General features: G+C 61.9%; 12 protein-coding genes. 8 read left to right on the top strand and 4 right to left on the bottom strand.

Annotated elements, in window-relative coordinates; all coding sequences use genetic code 11:
* The first annotated feature begins 49 nt into the window (after positions 1-49).
* Positions 50-1129: a glycosyltransferase gene (locus tag AC0L26_RS12070; protein WP_473632733.1), complete on the top strand. Its 1080-nt coding sequence runs from the start codon at positions 50-52 to the stop codon at positions 1127-1129.
* A gap of 114 nt (positions 1130-1243) precedes the next feature.
* On the opposite strand, the gene AC0L26_RS12065 is transcribed toward AC0L26_RS12070, so the two are convergent.
* Together AC0L26_RS12065 and AC0L26_RS12060 are read right to left on the bottom strand one after the other, a co-directional pair.
* Positions 1244-2266: a phosphoribosyltransferase gene (locus AC0L26_RS12065; protein WP_473632732.1), complete on the bottom strand. Its 1023-nt coding sequence runs from the start codon at positions 2264-2266 to the stop codon at positions 1244-1246.
* Between the two features lie 38 nt (positions 2267-2304).
* Positions 2305-3801 (bottom strand): lipopolysaccharide biosynthesis protein, encoded by a 1497-nt coding sequence (locus AC0L26_RS12060; RefSeq protein ID WP_473632731.1) that lies wholly within the window; start codon positions 3799-3801, stop codon positions 2305-2307.
* 191 nt (positions 3802-3992) lie between these two features.
* Between AC0L26_RS12060 and AC0L26_RS12055 the strand changes: the two genes are divergently transcribed.
* The 6 genes from AC0L26_RS12055 to AC0L26_RS12030 all read left to right on the top strand — a co-directional run bounded on the left by AC0L26_RS12055 (position 3993) and on the right by AC0L26_RS12030 (position 11698).
* Entirely contained in the window at positions 3993-5165 is a 1173-nt protein-coding gene (locus AC0L26_RS12055) for a glycosyltransferase family protein (protein WP_473632730.1), read from the top strand.
* 25 nt (positions 5166-5190) lie between these two features.
* Positions 5191-6189 carry a glycosyltransferase family 2 protein gene (locus AC0L26_RS12050; RefSeq protein WP_473632729.1) on the top strand — a complete coding sequence of 333 codons (999 nt, stop codon included), beginning with the start codon at positions 5191-5193 and terminating at the stop codon, positions 6187-6189.
* Positions 6186-7139 carry a glycosyltransferase family 2 protein gene (locus AC0L26_RS12045; RefSeq protein ID WP_354489366.1) on the top strand — a complete coding sequence of 318 codons (954 nt, stop codon included), beginning with the start codon at positions 6186-6188 and terminating at the stop codon, positions 7137-7139. Before AC0L26_RS12050 ends, AC0L26_RS12045 begins: the two co-directional genes overlap by 4 nt.
* Positions 7129-8097, top strand: coding sequence for a glycosyltransferase family 2 protein (locus tag AC0L26_RS12040; protein WP_473632728.1), 969 nt, complete (start codon positions 7129-7131; stop codon positions 8095-8097). Before AC0L26_RS12045 ends, AC0L26_RS12040 begins: the two co-directional genes overlap by 11 nt.
* 56 nt (positions 8098-8153) lie before the next feature.
* Positions 8154-9050 (top strand): UTP--glucose-1-phosphate uridylyltransferase, encoded by an 897-nt coding sequence (locus AC0L26_RS12035; RefSeq protein WP_352926351.1) that lies wholly within the window; start codon positions 8154-8156, stop codon positions 9048-9050.
* 266 nt (positions 9051-9316) lie between these two features.
* Positions 9317-11698: a polysaccharide biosynthesis tyrosine autokinase gene (locus AC0L26_RS12030; protein ID WP_473632727.1), complete on the top strand. Its 2382-nt coding sequence runs from the start codon at positions 9317-9319 to the stop codon at positions 11696-11698.
* A gap of 191 nt (positions 11699-11889) precedes the next feature.
* Here AC0L26_RS12030 and AC0L26_RS12025 read toward each other — a convergent pair whose 3' ends face one another.
* Both AC0L26_RS12025 and AC0L26_RS12020 read right to left on the bottom strand, forming a co-directional pair.
* Complete coding sequence (locus AC0L26_RS12025; RefSeq protein ID WP_473632726.1) at positions 11890-12969, bottom strand: acyltransferase family protein; 1080 nt, start codon at positions 12967-12969, stop codon at positions 11890-11892.
* 101 nt (positions 12970-13070) lie between these two features.
* Positions 13071-14975: a propionyl-CoA synthetase gene (locus AC0L26_RS12020; protein ID WP_473632725.1), complete on the bottom strand. Its 1905-nt coding sequence runs from the start codon at positions 14973-14975 to the stop codon at positions 13071-13073.
* 368 nt (positions 14976-15343) lie between these two features.
* Here AC0L26_RS12020 and AC0L26_RS12015 point away from each other — a divergent pair, with 368 nt between their 5' ends.
* Positions 15344-15529: a hypothetical protein gene (locus tag AC0L26_RS12015; protein ID WP_473632724.1), complete on the top strand. Its 186-nt coding sequence runs from the start codon at positions 15344-15346 to the stop codon at positions 15527-15529.
* The last annotated feature ends 56 nt before the right edge of the window (positions 15530-15585 follow it).

Here is a 15585-nt window from a genome sequence, read left to right as displayed (position 1 = left end):
CCATGCGTCATCGCCCGTAGATTTGAGAATGCGACGAGGAGCCGAAACCATGAAAGTGCTTTTTGCAGGCGGCAACGGTTACACGCCCCAGTTCAGCGGCGGCGTCCAATCCAGCACCCATCATCTTGCCGAGCAGTTGCTCGAGCATGGGCATGAGGCGTCGGTGCTCGCCGCCCTGTTCGGCCAAGGCGTCTTCGGCTACAAGGCGCGGGCCAAGATGAAGCTTCTGAGGCAGCGCGCGGTCATCGACAGCTATCCGGGCTATCCGGTCGTGCGGGCCTGGTTTCCCTGGGAGGCGGCGGGTTTTGCCGTCGAAAAGCTGAGGCCGGATGTCGCCGTGGTCCAGTGCCACAAGTCGGTTCCGATCGGCAAGGCGCTGCAGGCCGAAGGCGTGCCGCTGGTCGTCTATCTCAGGAACGTCGAGTTCCACGAATTGGGCGGCGATCTGCGTGAGCTGCATTCGGCGCTTTACATCGCCAATTCCGAGTTCACCGCGCGCGCCTACAAGGCAAAATTCGATATCGATTCGACGGTTATACCGCCAACCATCAATCCCGCGCTCTACAGCACGCCGACGACAGGCGAGTTTGTCACGCTGATCAACCCTTACGAGGAAAAAGGTTTCGAGCTTGCGGTGCGCATTGCCGCCGCCTGCTCCGAAATCCCGTTCCTGTTCGTCGAAAGCTGGAAACTCGACGACGATCATCGGGCCAGGATCGAACGGACGATCGCGCCGCTCGGCAACGTCACGCTGGAGAGCCGGACCAGCGACATGAAGACGGTTTATGGTCGCACGAAAATCCTGCTCGCCCCCAGCAAGTGGGAAGAGGCCTGGGGCCGGGTGGCGTCGGAAGCGCATTGCAGCGGCATTCCCGTCGTCGGTTCGCGTCGTGGTGGGCTGCCCGAAGCGATCGGCTCCGGTGGCGTGGTGCTGGACTATGATGCCCCACTCGCCGATTGGGTGGCCGTGGTCAGGCGTCTGTGGACCGACAGCCAGGAATATGGGCGGCTTTCAACGGCGGCCCGCGCATTCTCCGAGCGTCCGGAGCTCGATCCGGCGAGTCAGTTCGCGACTTTCTTCTCGATGCTCGACAGGGCGGCACGGCAGCCTTCGCGACAGGCCGCCTAGAGCAATTCCAGGAAAAGTGTGAAACGGTTTTCCGTCCAGAATTGCTAAAAACTAAAGAGATAGAGCGGTTCGGGTTTCCGTGAAACGACGAACCGCTCTAAATTCTGAATGGGTTCAAGCAGGTCGTTTGACCCGGCTCTTGAGCGTTTCGTAGCCGCGCTCGCCGAGCAGCGTGCGCGCGACGGTCTTGATCGCGGTCTTGCGCCCGTCCGGCGAACTGATCTCCCGCAATCTGCTGGGAAGGTTGCGCGCCGTCTGTCCGAGTGCCGGAAGCGACAGCGTGTCGGGATAGCTTACCAGATGCGTTTCCACGCACAGCACCGGTTTGCCGGAAAGCTTGGCGATCTTGAGCGCCTGCTGGTGCTCGCTCTCGATGAACAGGATGGCGTCGGATTTGCGGTAGAAGTCGGCCTTGAAACTGCCATGCACGCCAAGCCGTTGCCGTTCCGCCTTGCTCGGCAGGTCAAGCATGATCAGCTTGTCGTATTCGATGCCGTGCTTTGCGAGCCATGCTTCGGTAAGCGCGCGGTATTTCTCGAGCCGGCTGGTGACGAGCCAGCCGATCTTGCGGGTCGGGCCAAACAAGGGCAGCGCTTCGCTCAGGAACTGCTCATAGGCGGGGCCGTCGTCGTTTTCCGCTTCGGTCGGATCCAGGCAAAGCACGCCGTCAATGTCGACGCAGCATTGCGCGAGGAATTTGTGGTGCATGAAGTTCCACTGGAACATCCTCGGATGCGGCACGACTTCCAGGACGATGTCGGTTTCCTCGTGCTGGGGCAGCAGGCCGAACACTGCGGCAAAAGTGAAGTCCGCCTTGATGCCGGCGGCCTCTACCCGGTTGCGCGCCGCTTGCATGGCGGCGCCGCCGCTGACGCTGTCGTCGATCACCAGAATCTTGCGCATGTCCGACGCCTGCCGGTCGAGCGCGGCGCGGCGCTTGGTGGCCCCCGACGTGTAGATCTTTCCGGCAAGGAAACTGTCCAGATCGGTCATCGGTATGTTCGCCGTCAGGCTGAGCAGCGTGGCGGCAAGAATGCCGCTTCTGGGAACACCGACCACCAGGTCGATGTCGCGCGGCAACCGGTGAAGGTTTCTGACAATCGCATCGTTCATGTCGGAGATCGATCGGTAGTGCATGGGATCAGGCCTGGTCCTCGAATGGATGTCCGCGCAAGTTACTTCGCCTCGCTTGGTGCTGCCGCGGGCGCCCGTGCCGGCAGGAGCTTCAGGGCCTCCCGCAGCGCCTCGCGGCCGGAAGCAAACGCCAATGCGACCATAATGGTGATCATGTAGGACATTACCACCGCACCGGCCATAGCGACGATGTGCTGTTGCGGCAGCAGCGGCTTGACGAACCAGATGGCGGCAAGCGCCAGATGCGCGCCAAGCATGAAGGGCGATACCGCGCGAAGGATATGGCTTGCCCGCAGCGGGCCGGTTTTGCCGATATACAGCCACAGGAAAGGCGTTTTGAGATACTCGCTGATTGCATAGGCGATCGCCACCCCCAGTGCGCCATAGGGAAGGCCAACCAGGAAGGCCAGTACCGACGTCATGGCCGCTATGATGCCCCAGCGCATGAAATCGCCCGAGCGCCCCTGGCTGATGAAAAGCCATCCGGCCGGGTTGTTGAGCGGCTGCAGCAGTCCGGCAAAGCCGAGCGCCAGGAAGATGCTGGAACTCTGCCGCCACTGCTCGCCGAGCACGAACGGTATCAGCACGTCGGACATGGCGGTGGCGAAGGCGACGCCGGGAAGTGCGACCAGCAAGATCAGCGGCATGACACGAAGATAGGCGCTGCGGTAGCGGTCCGGCTCGTCCTTCAGCCTGGAAAGAGCCGGCACCATGACCTTCGACAGCGGATTGGTGATCTGGTTTAACGGAAACAGAAGCAGCTTGTAGGCCCGGTCATAAAGCCCAAGCTGCGCTTCGCCCCAATATTTTCCGATCAGCACATTATCGAGGTTACGGGCGAAGAAGTTGGTGAAATTGAATCCGGTGATGCCGGCGCCGAAATTGATCAGTTGGCCGATGCCGTCGACCTTGCGCGGCAGGCTAGGGCGCCATCGCGAGTTTGCCCAGAAGCAAAGCGTGGGCAGCACGGCTGCTGTCAGCGTGCCGGCAAAAAGCGCCCAGTAGGACCGGTCGATGAAAGTCCAGGCGATCGATACGACGAGGCCGGCGATGGCACTTGCGACATCGATGATGGCCAGGCGGGCGAACTGCATGCGGCGTGTCAACAGCGCCAGATGCTGGGCACCCAGCCCATAGGCTATGATCTGCAACCCAAGTGCTGCCACCAGACCGGCCACCCGCGGTTCGCCGTAGAAGGCGGCGACCAGGGGTGCAGCACCCGCCAGCACGCAGGCCAGCAATGTGCTGACCGCGACATTGACCCAGAAGAGGTAGTTGACCTCCTCATGCCTGATTCCGGTTTTCTGGATCGTCGCCTGGGTCAGGCCGAAATCCTGGAACAGCGCTATGAAGGCAAGCACGGGCGCACACATCGCCACGACACCGAAGTCCTGCGGCGACAGCAGGCGCGACAGCACGATGACGGAGACGATCTGGGTCGCAACCCGCACCGATTGCGCCAAAGCCGTGATGACAGCGCCGCGCCCCACCGATCTGCGGAGAGAGCCCTCTGGCGGATCGAATGCATTGGCTTGCAAATTCAGGGTCCCTGATTTTTGTGCCGGTCCCCGTTGTCCCGGCCCGCGCCCGATGCCATCATCAAACTAAGGCAATAATTTTGCAGTGCAACAAAAAACGTGGATCTTTGCTACGTTGCACCAAAAATGTTGCGATGCAGCACGAGCTGTACTAGGATTCTTGCGGGCGGGCCAACAGCGGTCGAGTTTTCATGCTGCATGTCTTGTACTTGGTACACGACGTCTCCGACCCGGCCGTGCGCCGGCGGATCATAATGCTTAAGGCAGGCGGCGCCCAGGTAACACTGGCGGGCTTCCGTCGGACAGCAAGCCCGGTCGTCGATGTCGAGGGCGTGCAGCCGATCGATCTTGGCGCGACGCGCGACGGCCGATTCGCCCAACGGCTGGCGGCGGTCACAAAGGCGGCGGTTTCGATCGGCTCGAAGCTCGGTTCGATGCCGCGACCCGACCTCATCATCGCGCGCAATCTGGAAATGCTGGCGCTTGCCCGGCGTGCCAAATCGGCGTTCCAGGCGACGGTGCCAATCGTCTACGAGTGCCTCGACATCCATCGTCTTGTGCTTCGCCGCGACTTGGTGGGTAAGGCGATGCGCGGCGCGGAACGCTATCTGGCCAAGGATATAAGCCTGCTGGTGACCAGCTCACCGGCCTTTATCGCCAATTATTTCAAGCCGTTCGGACAGATTGCCGCGCCTGTCGAGCTGCTCGAAAACAAATATTTCGAGCCTACCGCGGCTTCGCTGGAAGATCGCATAGTGGTGGAGCATCCCGTCGCCCCGCCTTGGCGGATCGGCTGGTTCGGCGCGCTCCGGTGCCGCCGCTCCCTGGAACTGCTGGCCGAATTTTCCCGACGGCTGGAGGGCCGCTTCGAAATCATCCTTAGAGGCCGTCCGGCACTTTCCGAATTTCCGGATTTTCACGGTTTCGTCGAATCCGAGCCATGGCTCTCGTTTGGCGGGCCCTATCGTAACCCTGAGGATATGGCGACGATCTACCGCGAGGTTCATTTCTCCTGGGCCATAGATTTTTTTGAGCAAGGGCTGAATTCCGAATGGCTGCTGCCCAATCGCCTCTATGAGGGCTGCCGTTTCGGCGCCGTGCCGATCTCCATGGGCAACACCGAAACAGGCCGGTTCCTGGACCGGCAGGGCATCGGCGTTCTTTTGCCTAAAGCCACGCCCGAGGCGCTCGAAGCCGCCCTGGGCGATATGGAGGAGCATCGTTTCAGGGGATTGCGGGCACGCGTTCTCGCCCGCAATCCGCGAACCTGGAGCCACGATCGCAGCGATTGCCGGGCGCTCGTCGACAAGCTTCGCGCGTTGACGGCTGTGCCCGATCGATATGCTGCCGAGGCACTGGCTTAATATGGCTAGGGATGGGCATGGGCCGATGACGCAGACCGAAAAGCTTGCGCCCAGCCTGATCGTGATTCCGTGCCTGAACGAAGCGGCTCACATCGGTGCGCTTGTTGATCAGCTTCGACCGGCAGCCGAGAGGCTCAGTGCCCGGATCGTCGTTGCCGATGGTGGCAGCACGGACGGCACACGGGCGATCGTCGAGGAGATCGCCGGGACGGATCCGCGGATCGTCCTTCTTCACAATGAAATGCGCCTGCAGAGCGCGGCTATCAATCTCGCCGTCGCCAGTTACGGCGAAGAGGCCGAATATCTCATTCGCATCGACGCGCATGGCGGCTATCCCCCAGACTATTGCGATCGGCTGGTCGAGGAGGCGCTGGCCACCGGTGCGGATTCGGTCGTCGTCTCCATGTTGACCAGCGGCAGCGGCACGGTGCAGAAAGCGGTGGCGGCTGCACAGAATTCCAAGCTTGGCACGGGCGGCTCCAAGCACCGGCATCTCTCAGTGGGAGAGTGGGTCGATCACGGCCACCACGCGCTGATGCGGATATCGGCCTTCAAGGCTGTCGGCGGCTATGACGAGACGTTCAGCCATAACGAGGATGCGGAGCTCGACTACCGGCTGCGCAAGGCCGGTTACCGAATCTGGATGAGCGGCAAGACGCAAATGATCTACTACCCGCGCTCGTCCCTCGCCGGCCTCTATTTCCAGTATCTCGGCTATGGCCGCGGCCGGGCAAAGAACGTTCTCAAGCACCGCATGATACCGAAAGTCCGGCAGATGGTGCCGCTTCTGGTGTTTCCCATCGTCCTTCTCTCTGCCTTTTTCTTCGTGCATTGGCTGGCGATCGTGCCGCTCCTGGTGTGGGCGTCGGTTTGCCTCGGCTATGGCGTGTGGACCGCCATCAGCCAGCGCAGTCCGGACAGCGCCCTTGCCGGGATTTCGGCGATGGTCATGCATTTTGGCTGGTCCGTCGGCTTCTGGCTGCAACTGTTCGGACAGCGATCACAGCGTAGGAGGGTGGCGTGACGGATGTGGCCGAGAAAAACCGCAGCATAGATGTCTGCGTATGCACTTTTCGGCGGCCGGAGCTTGCCGACACCCTTCGCTCCATAGCCGCCCTGGACGTGCCTTCGGGATTCGACATCCGCGTCATCGTCGCCGACAATGATGACGGTCCGACGGCCGAGCTGCTGGTGGCGACGCTGGCGGAGACGTTGAAGCTGCCGATCAGCTATCGTCATTGCCCGGCACGCAACATCTCAATCGCCCGCAACGCCTGCCTCGACGCCAGCACGTCGGATTTCGTCGCCTTCCTCGACGACGACGAAACGGCATCGTCCAGATGGCTCGCCGAACTGGTTGCGACGGCAGAAGCGAGTGGCGCCGCCGCCGTGCTCGGACCGGTGCGGGCGCGCTATCGCGCGGACGCGCCAGATTGGATGCGCCGCGGCGATTTCCACTCCACCCTGCCCGTCTGGGTGCGCGGCGAGATCCGCACCGGCTACACCTGCAACGTTCTGCTCAGGATGGGCGCCGACAGCCTCCGCGGACGACGGTTCAGCCTGGCGCGTGGCCAGACCGGCGGCGAAGACACCGAATTCTTCGACCATATGGTCAAGGCTGGCGGTCGCATCGCCTTTTCGCCGCAGGCCTGGGTCGACGAAGTGGTGCCGCGCGCCAGGGCCGCATTCGACTGGCTCCGCCGCCGCCGGTTTCGTGTCGGGCAGACGCATGGACACCTTCTGGGCCGCGACGCGCGTGGCCTCGCTTTGGTCAGGCAAGTCGGCCTTGCCTCTGCAAAGGCGGTCTTTTGTTTCGCATCGGCAATCCCGGTCGCGATCAGTCCCGTGCGCAGGAACCGCAGCGTGCTTCGCGGCATTATGCATGTCGGCGTCGTGAGCGGTCTCGTCGGCGTGCGTGAAATCCGCCAATACGGCCTGCCGTCGCCGCAGGAAGGGGGCAAGCGTGCAGCCTGACGTCACCTTTGTCATTGCCGCCTACAATGCGGAACTGACCATCGAGCGGGCGATCGCCAGCGCCATCGCCCAGCGCGATGTCAGTGTCGAGATCATCGTCGTCGACGACCAGTCGCGCGACCGGACGCTCGATCTGGCGCGATCCTATCCCGAAGACATCGTTCGCGTCGTCGCCCTTGAGCAAAACCGTGGTCCTGGCGGCGCCAGAAATGCCGGCCTCGAGCTTGCCCGCGGCAGATGGGTCGCAATCCTCGATTCCGACGACGCGGTCTACCCGGGCCGGATCTGCACCATGATTGACCGCGCCGAGAAAGCGGGCGCCGAGATCGCGATAGACAATCTCCAGGTCGTTCGCGAGGACGGCGTCGCCGAAGAGACGATGTTCCCGGCCGACTACCTCGAGGGCTTGAGTGAAATCTCGCTGGCGGACTATATCGCCGGCAATGTGGTCTTCGAATCCAGGTTCAATCTCGGCTATCTCAAGCCGATCTTTCAACGACGGTTCCTGAACGAAAATGGGCTTCGCTATGACGAAAGCCTGATCATTGGCGAAGATTACATCCTGCTGGCCAGTGCCCTGGCCAAGGGCGGCAAATGCGTGGTCGAGCCGACGACCGGCTATGTCTACCATATCCGGACCGGCTCGATTTCCCGCGTGCTCGAACTTCATCACGTCGAGGCGATGCGCAAGGCCGACCTCGCTTTCGCCAGAACACATTCCATGGACGCAGCCGCCGAGGCCGCTTTCGCCAGGCGCACGCGCAGTCTGCGCAAGGCGGCGTCGTTCCTGTCGCTGGTCCAGCATATCAAGGCGCGGTCCCCGTTTAAGGCGATATGGACGGCGCTCAGCGATCCGGCGGCGGTTCGGCATATGGGCATGCCGATCGCCGTCCGGCTGCGAAGGGTGGCGGCGCAATTTGCCGTGGGTGCGGGGGAGGTGAAGAGTGCAGGCAGATGAAAGACAGTTTTCACGGCCTGCGACAGGTTGAAGTCGATCTCCAGAAGGAATATGCGATGAAGAAAGTCAGGAAGGCAGTCATACCGGTGGCGGGGCTTGGGACGCGATTCCTGCCGGCGACCAAATCCATGCCGAAGGAAATGCTGCCGGTCGTCGACAGGCCTGTCGTGCAATATGCGGTGGACGAGGCATTCGAAGCCGGCATCGAGCACATTGTCTTCGTTACGGGTCGCAACAAGGCGGTCATCGAGGATTATTTCGACCTGCATCCGGAATTGATCGGAACCTTGGAGCAGAGCGGCAAGACGGCGCAGCTTCAGGCGCTCGAAAGCCTGCTTCCCGTGGCCGGTGCCACGAGCTTCATCCGGCAGCAGTCACCGCAAGGTCTCGGCCATGCGGTATGGTGCGCCCGGGAAGTCATCGGCGATGAGCCCTTCGCATTGCTGCTGCCGGACATGGTGTCCTTCGGCGGGCGCGGATGTCTCGCCGAAATTGCCGACCTTTATGCGCAGACCGGCGGAAACGTCATCGCCGTCGAGCGCTGCGACCCGACCGAAACCAGCAAATACGGCATCGTCGGCTGCGGCGCGGATGTTGGCTCGGGCTTCGAAGTCAACGCCATGGTCGAAAAGCCCGCTCCGGCCAATGCGCCGTCGAACTACTACATCAACGGCCGCTATATCCTGCAGCCTGAGATATTTGCGCTGCTCGGCAATCAGCAGCGCGGCGCCGGCAATGAGATCCAGCTGACCGACGCCATGGTCCGGCTTGCGCAGAGCCAGGCTTTCTTCGCCCAGCCGTTCAGCGGCAGGATGTTCGACTGCGGTTCGAAGGAGGGGTTCATCCAGGCAAATGTCGCCTTCGCGCTGGCGCGTGACGACATGAAGGGGCCGATCTTCGAGATGCTTCAGGAGTTCGTCCAGTCGCATGAGCGCCGGGTAGAAGCCGCATAATGCCCATTTTTTGGGAGCATTGGCATATGGATGGTCGCGCAAGGCATGCCGTTTTGACCGCCAAGACCTTGCTGTGCCTGGCATGAGGCCTGCGCCGGACATGTGCTGATGCTCCCGATCATGCTCTAGCGGCTGCAAGCTGGAGCACCGGACCCAAAGTCGGGCCCGGTTCGGAGAAGTCCGATGCTCGGACAAAGAAATAGAGCGGCGGCACAATTCGACTTGAGAGACCGCCGCTCTAGATGCAAACTAGAATTGGACCGAAGATGAATTATGCCAATTTTCCTCTCGACAAGAGGAAGTCATTGCCGAGTTCTGACGCAGTAAGCGCCGAAGACTTCATCGATGTCGAGCGCCTGCTCAGCATGGCAGCAAGGCAGGCAAAGGTGGTTGCGGCATGCGCCGCCATCGGTCTTTTTCTGGGCGTGCTCTATTTGCAAACCACGCCTCCCACCTACTTGGCAACGAGCCGCGTGCTGATCGATGAAGGCTTGAACAAGGTCGTCGACGAGGTCTCGGCGGCGTCGGTCAGCATGCAGACCGACTCCGCCATTCTGAGCCAGATCGAAATTCTCCATTCGGCGAGACTGGCGGCGGTGGTCGTCGACAAGCAGAAGCTCGATCAGAACGACGCTTTCTTGTACCCTCCGACGTCGCTTGCGTCGAAGGTCGCCGGTTTGGTGCGCGGCGTGATCCGGTATTTCCGTCCCAGCCCCGCCGTGGGCACCACCGACGTTACCCAGCTTGATGCGGCCACGCGTGAGGCGATGATCGCCTCGTCACGCCGCGATTACGCAATCCTCAAACTGCAGAACGAGGTGCAAGCCGATCGCGTCGGTCGAAGCTACGTGATCTCCATCGCCTATCAGGCGACGGATCCAGTGCTTGCGACCGCGATCACCAAAGCCTATGCCGAGGCCTATCTCGCGGATCAGCTCGATGCGAGCTTTGATGCGACCGAGCGGGCGGCGGTCTGGTTGCAAGGCCGGCTGACGGAGCTTCGCGAAAGTTCCCAGGCCGCCGCGCTTGCCGTCGAGAAGTTCAGGGCCGAGCATGGATTGGCCGTCAATGATGGCCAGTTGATCAGCGACAAGCAATTGGGCGATCTTAACAGCCAGCTTATTGAGGCGCAGGCCGATACCGCCCGCGCCAGCGCCCGCTACCAGCAATATAAGTCGATCGTCGAAAGCGGTTCGGACAACGCATTCAGGGATGCCGCCATATCCGCCGACCAGCCGAGCAACTCGGTCATTTCAACGCTCAAGACCCGTTATCTCGCTGTCGCCAAGCGACAGCAGGATGTCGAAGCCAATTTCGGGGCCGATCATCCCCAGGCGGTCGCACTGGCCAAGGAAAAGGCCGACATATCGGCGCAGATTTTCGGCGAGCTGAAGCAACTGACCGAAAGCTACCGCAATGAGTACGAAGTTGCCCTCGCGCGCGAGACGGCGCTCCGCGCAAATGTCGCATTAGCGGCCGGCAAGAGTTCCATCGACAACCAGTCGCAGGTCAAGCTGCGTGAACTGGAGCAGAAGGCAACGGCGCTCTCGACGCTCTATCAGACGTTCCTTGGCCGCTACGAGGAGGCCTCCCAGCAGCAATCCTTCCCGGTCGGCAAGATCCGAGTCATCTCGGACGCGACGCTGCCGCAATCCGCGGCAACCCCGCGCACGTCCATTGTGCTGGGACTTTCGCTTGTGCTTGGCCTGATGATGGGGGCCGGGCTTGGCGGCCTGAACGAATTCAGGGAACGGTTCTTCAGGACCGGCGAGGACGTTCGCGATCGCGTTGGTCTCAAATTCCTCGGCTACCTGCCGATCATTGGCAGCAAGGTCGTCAAGGACGACAGGCGCGATGACGGTCAGGCGGACGTCAAAACCGCCCAGTCATCGTCGGCCGCTGAAAGACGCGCGCGCATGCGGGTGAGCGTCGACGCCCCGGCATCGATGTTTTCCGAAACGCTCCGCAGCGCCAAGATTGCCTTCGACGTCGTGCTGGAAGGGCAAGGCAGCCGGGTCATTGGCGTGGTCTCGGTTCTTCCCGGCGAGGGCAAGTCGACCGTGGCGGCGAACCTGGCCGGCCTGCTTGCCGCCAACGGTTCCAAAACGCTGCTGGTGGACGGCGACCTGCGCAATCCCGGCCTCAGCCGCGCCCTTGGCATGGAGGCCGAGCAAGGCCTGATGGAAGCGGTGGTGAGCGGGCAGACCTGGCAATCCGTCGGCAAGATCGACCGGCAGACGAAGCTGGCGATCGTCCCGGCCGTTCCGCGCGGTCACTTCTCGCACACCAGCGAGCTTCTGTCGTCGGCCGGAATGCGTCGTTTCATCGACAATGCCAAGGAAACCTTCGAATACATCATTGTCGATCTGCCGCCGCTTGGCCCCGTGGTCGATGCCAAGGCCTTTGCTCCGCTTGCCGACGGTTTCGTGCTCGTGACCGAGTGGGGGCGCACGCCGCGTGCGATGGTGCAATCCATACTGAGTTCGGAATCCTATATCGCCAACAAGATCGTCGGCGTGGTCTTGAACAAGGTCGATTTGAAGAAGCTCGCCAAGTATGGCTCAATCGGCGGCTCGGAAAAATTCTTCGACAGATATTCGAGCTACTATCTGGAAAAGTCTGAAGCCCGCCGGAAGGTAAACACCTGACGTCTGTATACTGGTATACAAACCTCGGTGCGTGTATTATGGCGCCCTGCGCCGCGAGGCGTATGCCGGGCCTGGCGCTTGAACACGAATAGACCTGACCGGCGGGCAAGCCGACACTGTCGGTGATGCGATGGCCGATCTCCTCGCTTGATGCTCGCGCCGCACGGACCCGGCGTGACGCGCCTGGGCGGTTACGCGGCCTTGAGGCGATAGCGGAAGATGGTGTGGTCGAGCAGAAGCCGGATTCTCGGTTCGGCCTCGATCGCAATCAGCCAGCTCGCGGCGATCATGGTCGCCCCGACGATGACCACCGAAAGCAGGTATGGCGCTCCCGCACGCATCAGGGCCCCGAGAATGGCCGCGCCGACGACATCATGGATCAGATAGAGAGGGTAGGTCATCAGGCCGATCCGGCGCCAGCCGCGCCAGGACAGGTCAAGCCGCAACGACCATGCCATTAAAGCGATGGCAACGAGGAAGAAGACGATCGGCGGCGCGTATGGCATCTGTTCTTCGACCTTGACGGTGTGAACATCGACCGAACTGGCGATCTGCAGGACGCAGCCAACGAGAAACAGCGCGCAGAGGCCAAGCCGGAAGGGCGTCACCGCCTTGAATCGCATCAGCCAGATCATGACGCCCGTCGCAAAGAAGCATCCGTGATGGACCAGCAGCAGGGCGAGCCAACGCGTCTCGGCAAGGTTCGACCAATCGAGCGGATAATACAGGCACCAGAAGAGCGTGCTGACCATGCCTATCACCATGGCCACGACCTCCATCAGATGGAAGCGGCCCAGCCACAGCAAGGTCCAGACGACGGCATAAAAGGCGATCTCGATGCCGAGCGTCCAATAGACGCTGTCGACCCAAGGGGAGTAGGGGACGAACAATGCCGTGCGAACGAGCCGGTTCACGGCATCCGTCGGCCAGCTGAGGCCGACTAGGAGCAGCACCGCCGCGGTGATAGGCGCGCAAATCCAGACCGCCGGCGCCAGCCGCTTCACCCTTGCCTCGAAAAACCGCAAGGGACTGGAGTTTTCGGCGCTGAAGGCGATGACGAAGCCGCTGATGACGAAAAACACCTGCACCCCGACCCATCCGGAGCCGAGAATCATCAGTTCCGGATGCGGCGGGACGCCGCCGGTGGCCCGTGCCGAAACGCCGGCTGGAAAGGCCCACACCCAATAACCGTAGTGGTAGAACATAACGAGGACTGCGGCGAGAAATCGAAGAATGTCGACGCCGCCAAATGTAGTTTTTTGCTGAGCCATGCCGTATCGTCGGTGGGGCGCCCCGACAAAACTGTATGGCGATTTGCTGCATTGCACAATAGCCAATTGGCTACCGGCGCGCTGTCGATGGTTCGATGTCTTTACAGGCCGATTCCGCGTCCCTTCAGCGCTGCGGTGATTTCGTCGAGAATGGCCGGATCGTCGATAGTCGCCGGCATCGTCCATTCTTCCTTGTCGGCAATCTTCTGCATGGTGCCGCGCAGGATTTTGCCGGAGCGCGTCTTTGGCAAGCGCTTGATCGTCACCACCGTCTTGAAGGCGGCGACCGGGCCGATCCGCTCACGCACCAGCGTGACCACCTCGGTCTCGATAGTGGCGGTGTCGCGCGCAACACCCGCATTCAGCACGACGAAGCCGAGCGGAACTTGGCCTTTCATCGCGTCGGCGACGCCGATGACAGCACATTCGGCAACGTCCGGATGCGCGGCCAGCACCTCCTCCATGGCGCCGGTCGACAGCCTGTGGCCGGCGACGTTGATGATATCGTCGGTTCGAGCCATGACAAAGAGATAGCCGTCCTCGTCCATCATGCCGGCATCCGCCGTCTTGTAGAAGCCGGGAAATTCGTCGAGATAGGCTTGACGAAACCGGTCGTCGGCATTCCACAACGTCGGCAGGCAGCCGGCGGGCAGCGGCAGCCTGACCACGACGTTGCCCAGCGTGCCGCGCTCGACCTCATGACCTCCATCGTCGAGCACGCGGATGTCGTAGCCGGGCATCGGCACGCCGGGCGAGCCGTATTTCACCGGCAACAGGCCCAGTCCCGCCGGGTTGATCGTCATCGGCGAGCCGGTCTCGGTCTGCCACCAATGGTCGATCACCGGCACGTGCAACTTCTGCTCCGCCCATTTGATGGTTTCCGGATCGGCGCGCTCGCCGGCGAGGAACAGCGTGCGGAATTTCGACAGGTCGTATTTCGGGACGAATTCGCCCTTGGGGTCCTGTCCCTTGATGGCGCGGAAGGCGGTCGGCGCGGTGAACAGCGCCACCACCCCATGCTCCGCTATCACCCGCCAATATGTGCCGGCGTCGGGCGTGCCCACCGGCTTGCCCTCGAACAGGACGGTCGTGCAGCCATGCAGCAGCGGGCCGTAGACGATGTAGGAATGGCCGACCACCCAGCCGACATCGGAAGCTGCCCAGAACACCTCGCCCGGCTTGACGCCGAACTCGTTCTCCATCGACCATTTCAGCGCAACCATGTGGCCGCCATTGTCGCGCACGATGCCCTTGGGCTGGCCGGTCGTTCCTGATGTGTAGATGATGTAGAGCGGGTCGGTGGCGAGCACCGGAACGCAGTCGACATTGGCGCCCGCGGCGCGCTCGCGGGCGACGGCGTCGGCATAGTCGATATCGTAGTGGTCCCTCATCTCGCACTGCAACTGCTCGCGCTGCAGGATGAGGCAGGCCTCCGGCTTGTGCCGCGACATCTCGATCGCCTTGTCGAGCAGCGGCTTATAGGCGACGACGCGCCCGGGCTCCAGGCCGCACGAGGCGGAAATGATCAGCTTCGGCTTGGCGTCGTCGATGCGCGTGGCGAGTTCGTGCGAGGCAAAGCCGCCGAACACCACCGAATGCACGGCGCCGATCCGGGCGCAGGCCAGCATGGCGAAGGCCGCTTCCGGCACCATCGGCATATAGATGATGACCCGATCGCCTTTCTGGACGCCGCGGTTCTTCAGCACCGACGTCAGCGCGACCACCTCGCGCTTCAGTTCGGCATAGGTGAATTTCCGGATCGTGCCTGAAATCGCGCTGTCATGGATCAGCGCGATCTGGTCGGCGCCGCCACCCGCCACGTGGCGGTCGACGGCGTTGAAGCAGGTGTTACAGGTAGCTCCGTTGAACCAACGTCCATAGACGCCGGCCGCTGCATCGAACACGCTGTCGTAGGGTGAGAACCAGTCGATGGCTTTGGCCGCATCCGCCCAGAATTTCTCCGGATCGCGTTTCCAGCCGTCATAGACCTCGTGGTAGCGTGACATCCGGCTTCCTCCCCAGGAACGATTTGCCGGGGATAGCCTATGCGGTTTTCGCAGCGATGTGCAATTTCGTCTTTCGGCGACCTCGCCTAAGGGCAAGACGGTAAAGTGGCCCTGCACGAGGTGCAGATCGTGCCCGATTCTAAAATGGCAAGGCCGCAAGCATGAGCCCGACTCCGCCGGCGATCAATATGGCTGCCGCCAGCGCCTTGCGATGACGTTCAAAACCCGTCGGCGCCCGATCCCAATTATAACGCATACATTGTCTCCCCATTACCCGTCGGTTTCTTACCTTACCCTGGGTAAGGATCGCAACGCTGGTTCTGCCTGTCGCCGAGCTGTCACCGATTATTTCTGGGGGAGTCACATCGGTGCAACCCTCTGACCCTGAGGCGATTGCCCTGCCGGGCGATGCGGCGCTTGATGCCGGTGGCCAGCACATGCTGCGCACCGCCGGCCTGATCCTGCCGGGCAGCGATGCCCTGGGGCTGATCGATGCTGCGAGCGGCACCGGCAAGACCACGACCTCGCTGGCACTAGAGCGGTTCACGGCCTAACTGAATCGGAATGGATTCCCGTTTGGTCGGATTTGTGATTCAAGATGCTGGCTGGA

The organism is Mesorhizobium sp. WSM4823 (assembly GCF_055811195.1).
Note: the sequence above shows the minus strand (reverse complement) of the source record. Positions and strands in the feature narration are given on the sequence as shown.

Excerpts from the sequence above, each read along its gene's own strand:
- AC0L26_RS12030 (WP_473632727.1), top strand. The coding sequence starts at position 9,317 with ATGAATTATGCCAATTTTCCTCTCGACAAGAGGAAGTCATTGCCGAGT.
- AC0L26_RS12050 (WP_473632729.1), top strand. The coding sequence starts at position 5,191 with ATGACGCAGACCGAAAAGCTTGCGCCCAGCCTGATCGTGATTCCGTGC.
- AC0L26_RS12070 (WP_473632733.1), top strand. The coding sequence starts at position 50 with ATGAAAGTGCTTTTTGCAGGCGGCAACGGTTACACGCCCCAGTTCAGC.
- AC0L26_RS12025 (WP_473632726.1), bottom strand. The coding sequence starts at position 12,969 with ATGGCTCAGCAAAAAACTACATTTGGCGGCGTCGACATTCTTCGATTT.
- AC0L26_RS12065 (WP_473632732.1), bottom strand. The coding sequence starts at position 2,266 with ATGCACTACCGATCGATCTCCGACATGAACGATGCGATTGTCAGAAAC.
- AC0L26_RS12020 (WP_473632725.1), bottom strand. The coding sequence starts at position 14,975 with ATGTCACGCTACCACGAGGTCTATGACGGCTGGAAACGCGATCCGGAG.
- AC0L26_RS12055 (WP_473632730.1), top strand. The coding sequence starts at position 3,993 with ATGCTGCATGTCTTGTACTTGGTACACGACGTCTCCGACCCGGCCGTG.
- AC0L26_RS12035 (WP_352926351.1), top strand. The coding sequence starts at position 8,154 with ATGAAGAAAGTCAGGAAGGCAGTCATACCGGTGGCGGGGCTTGGGACG.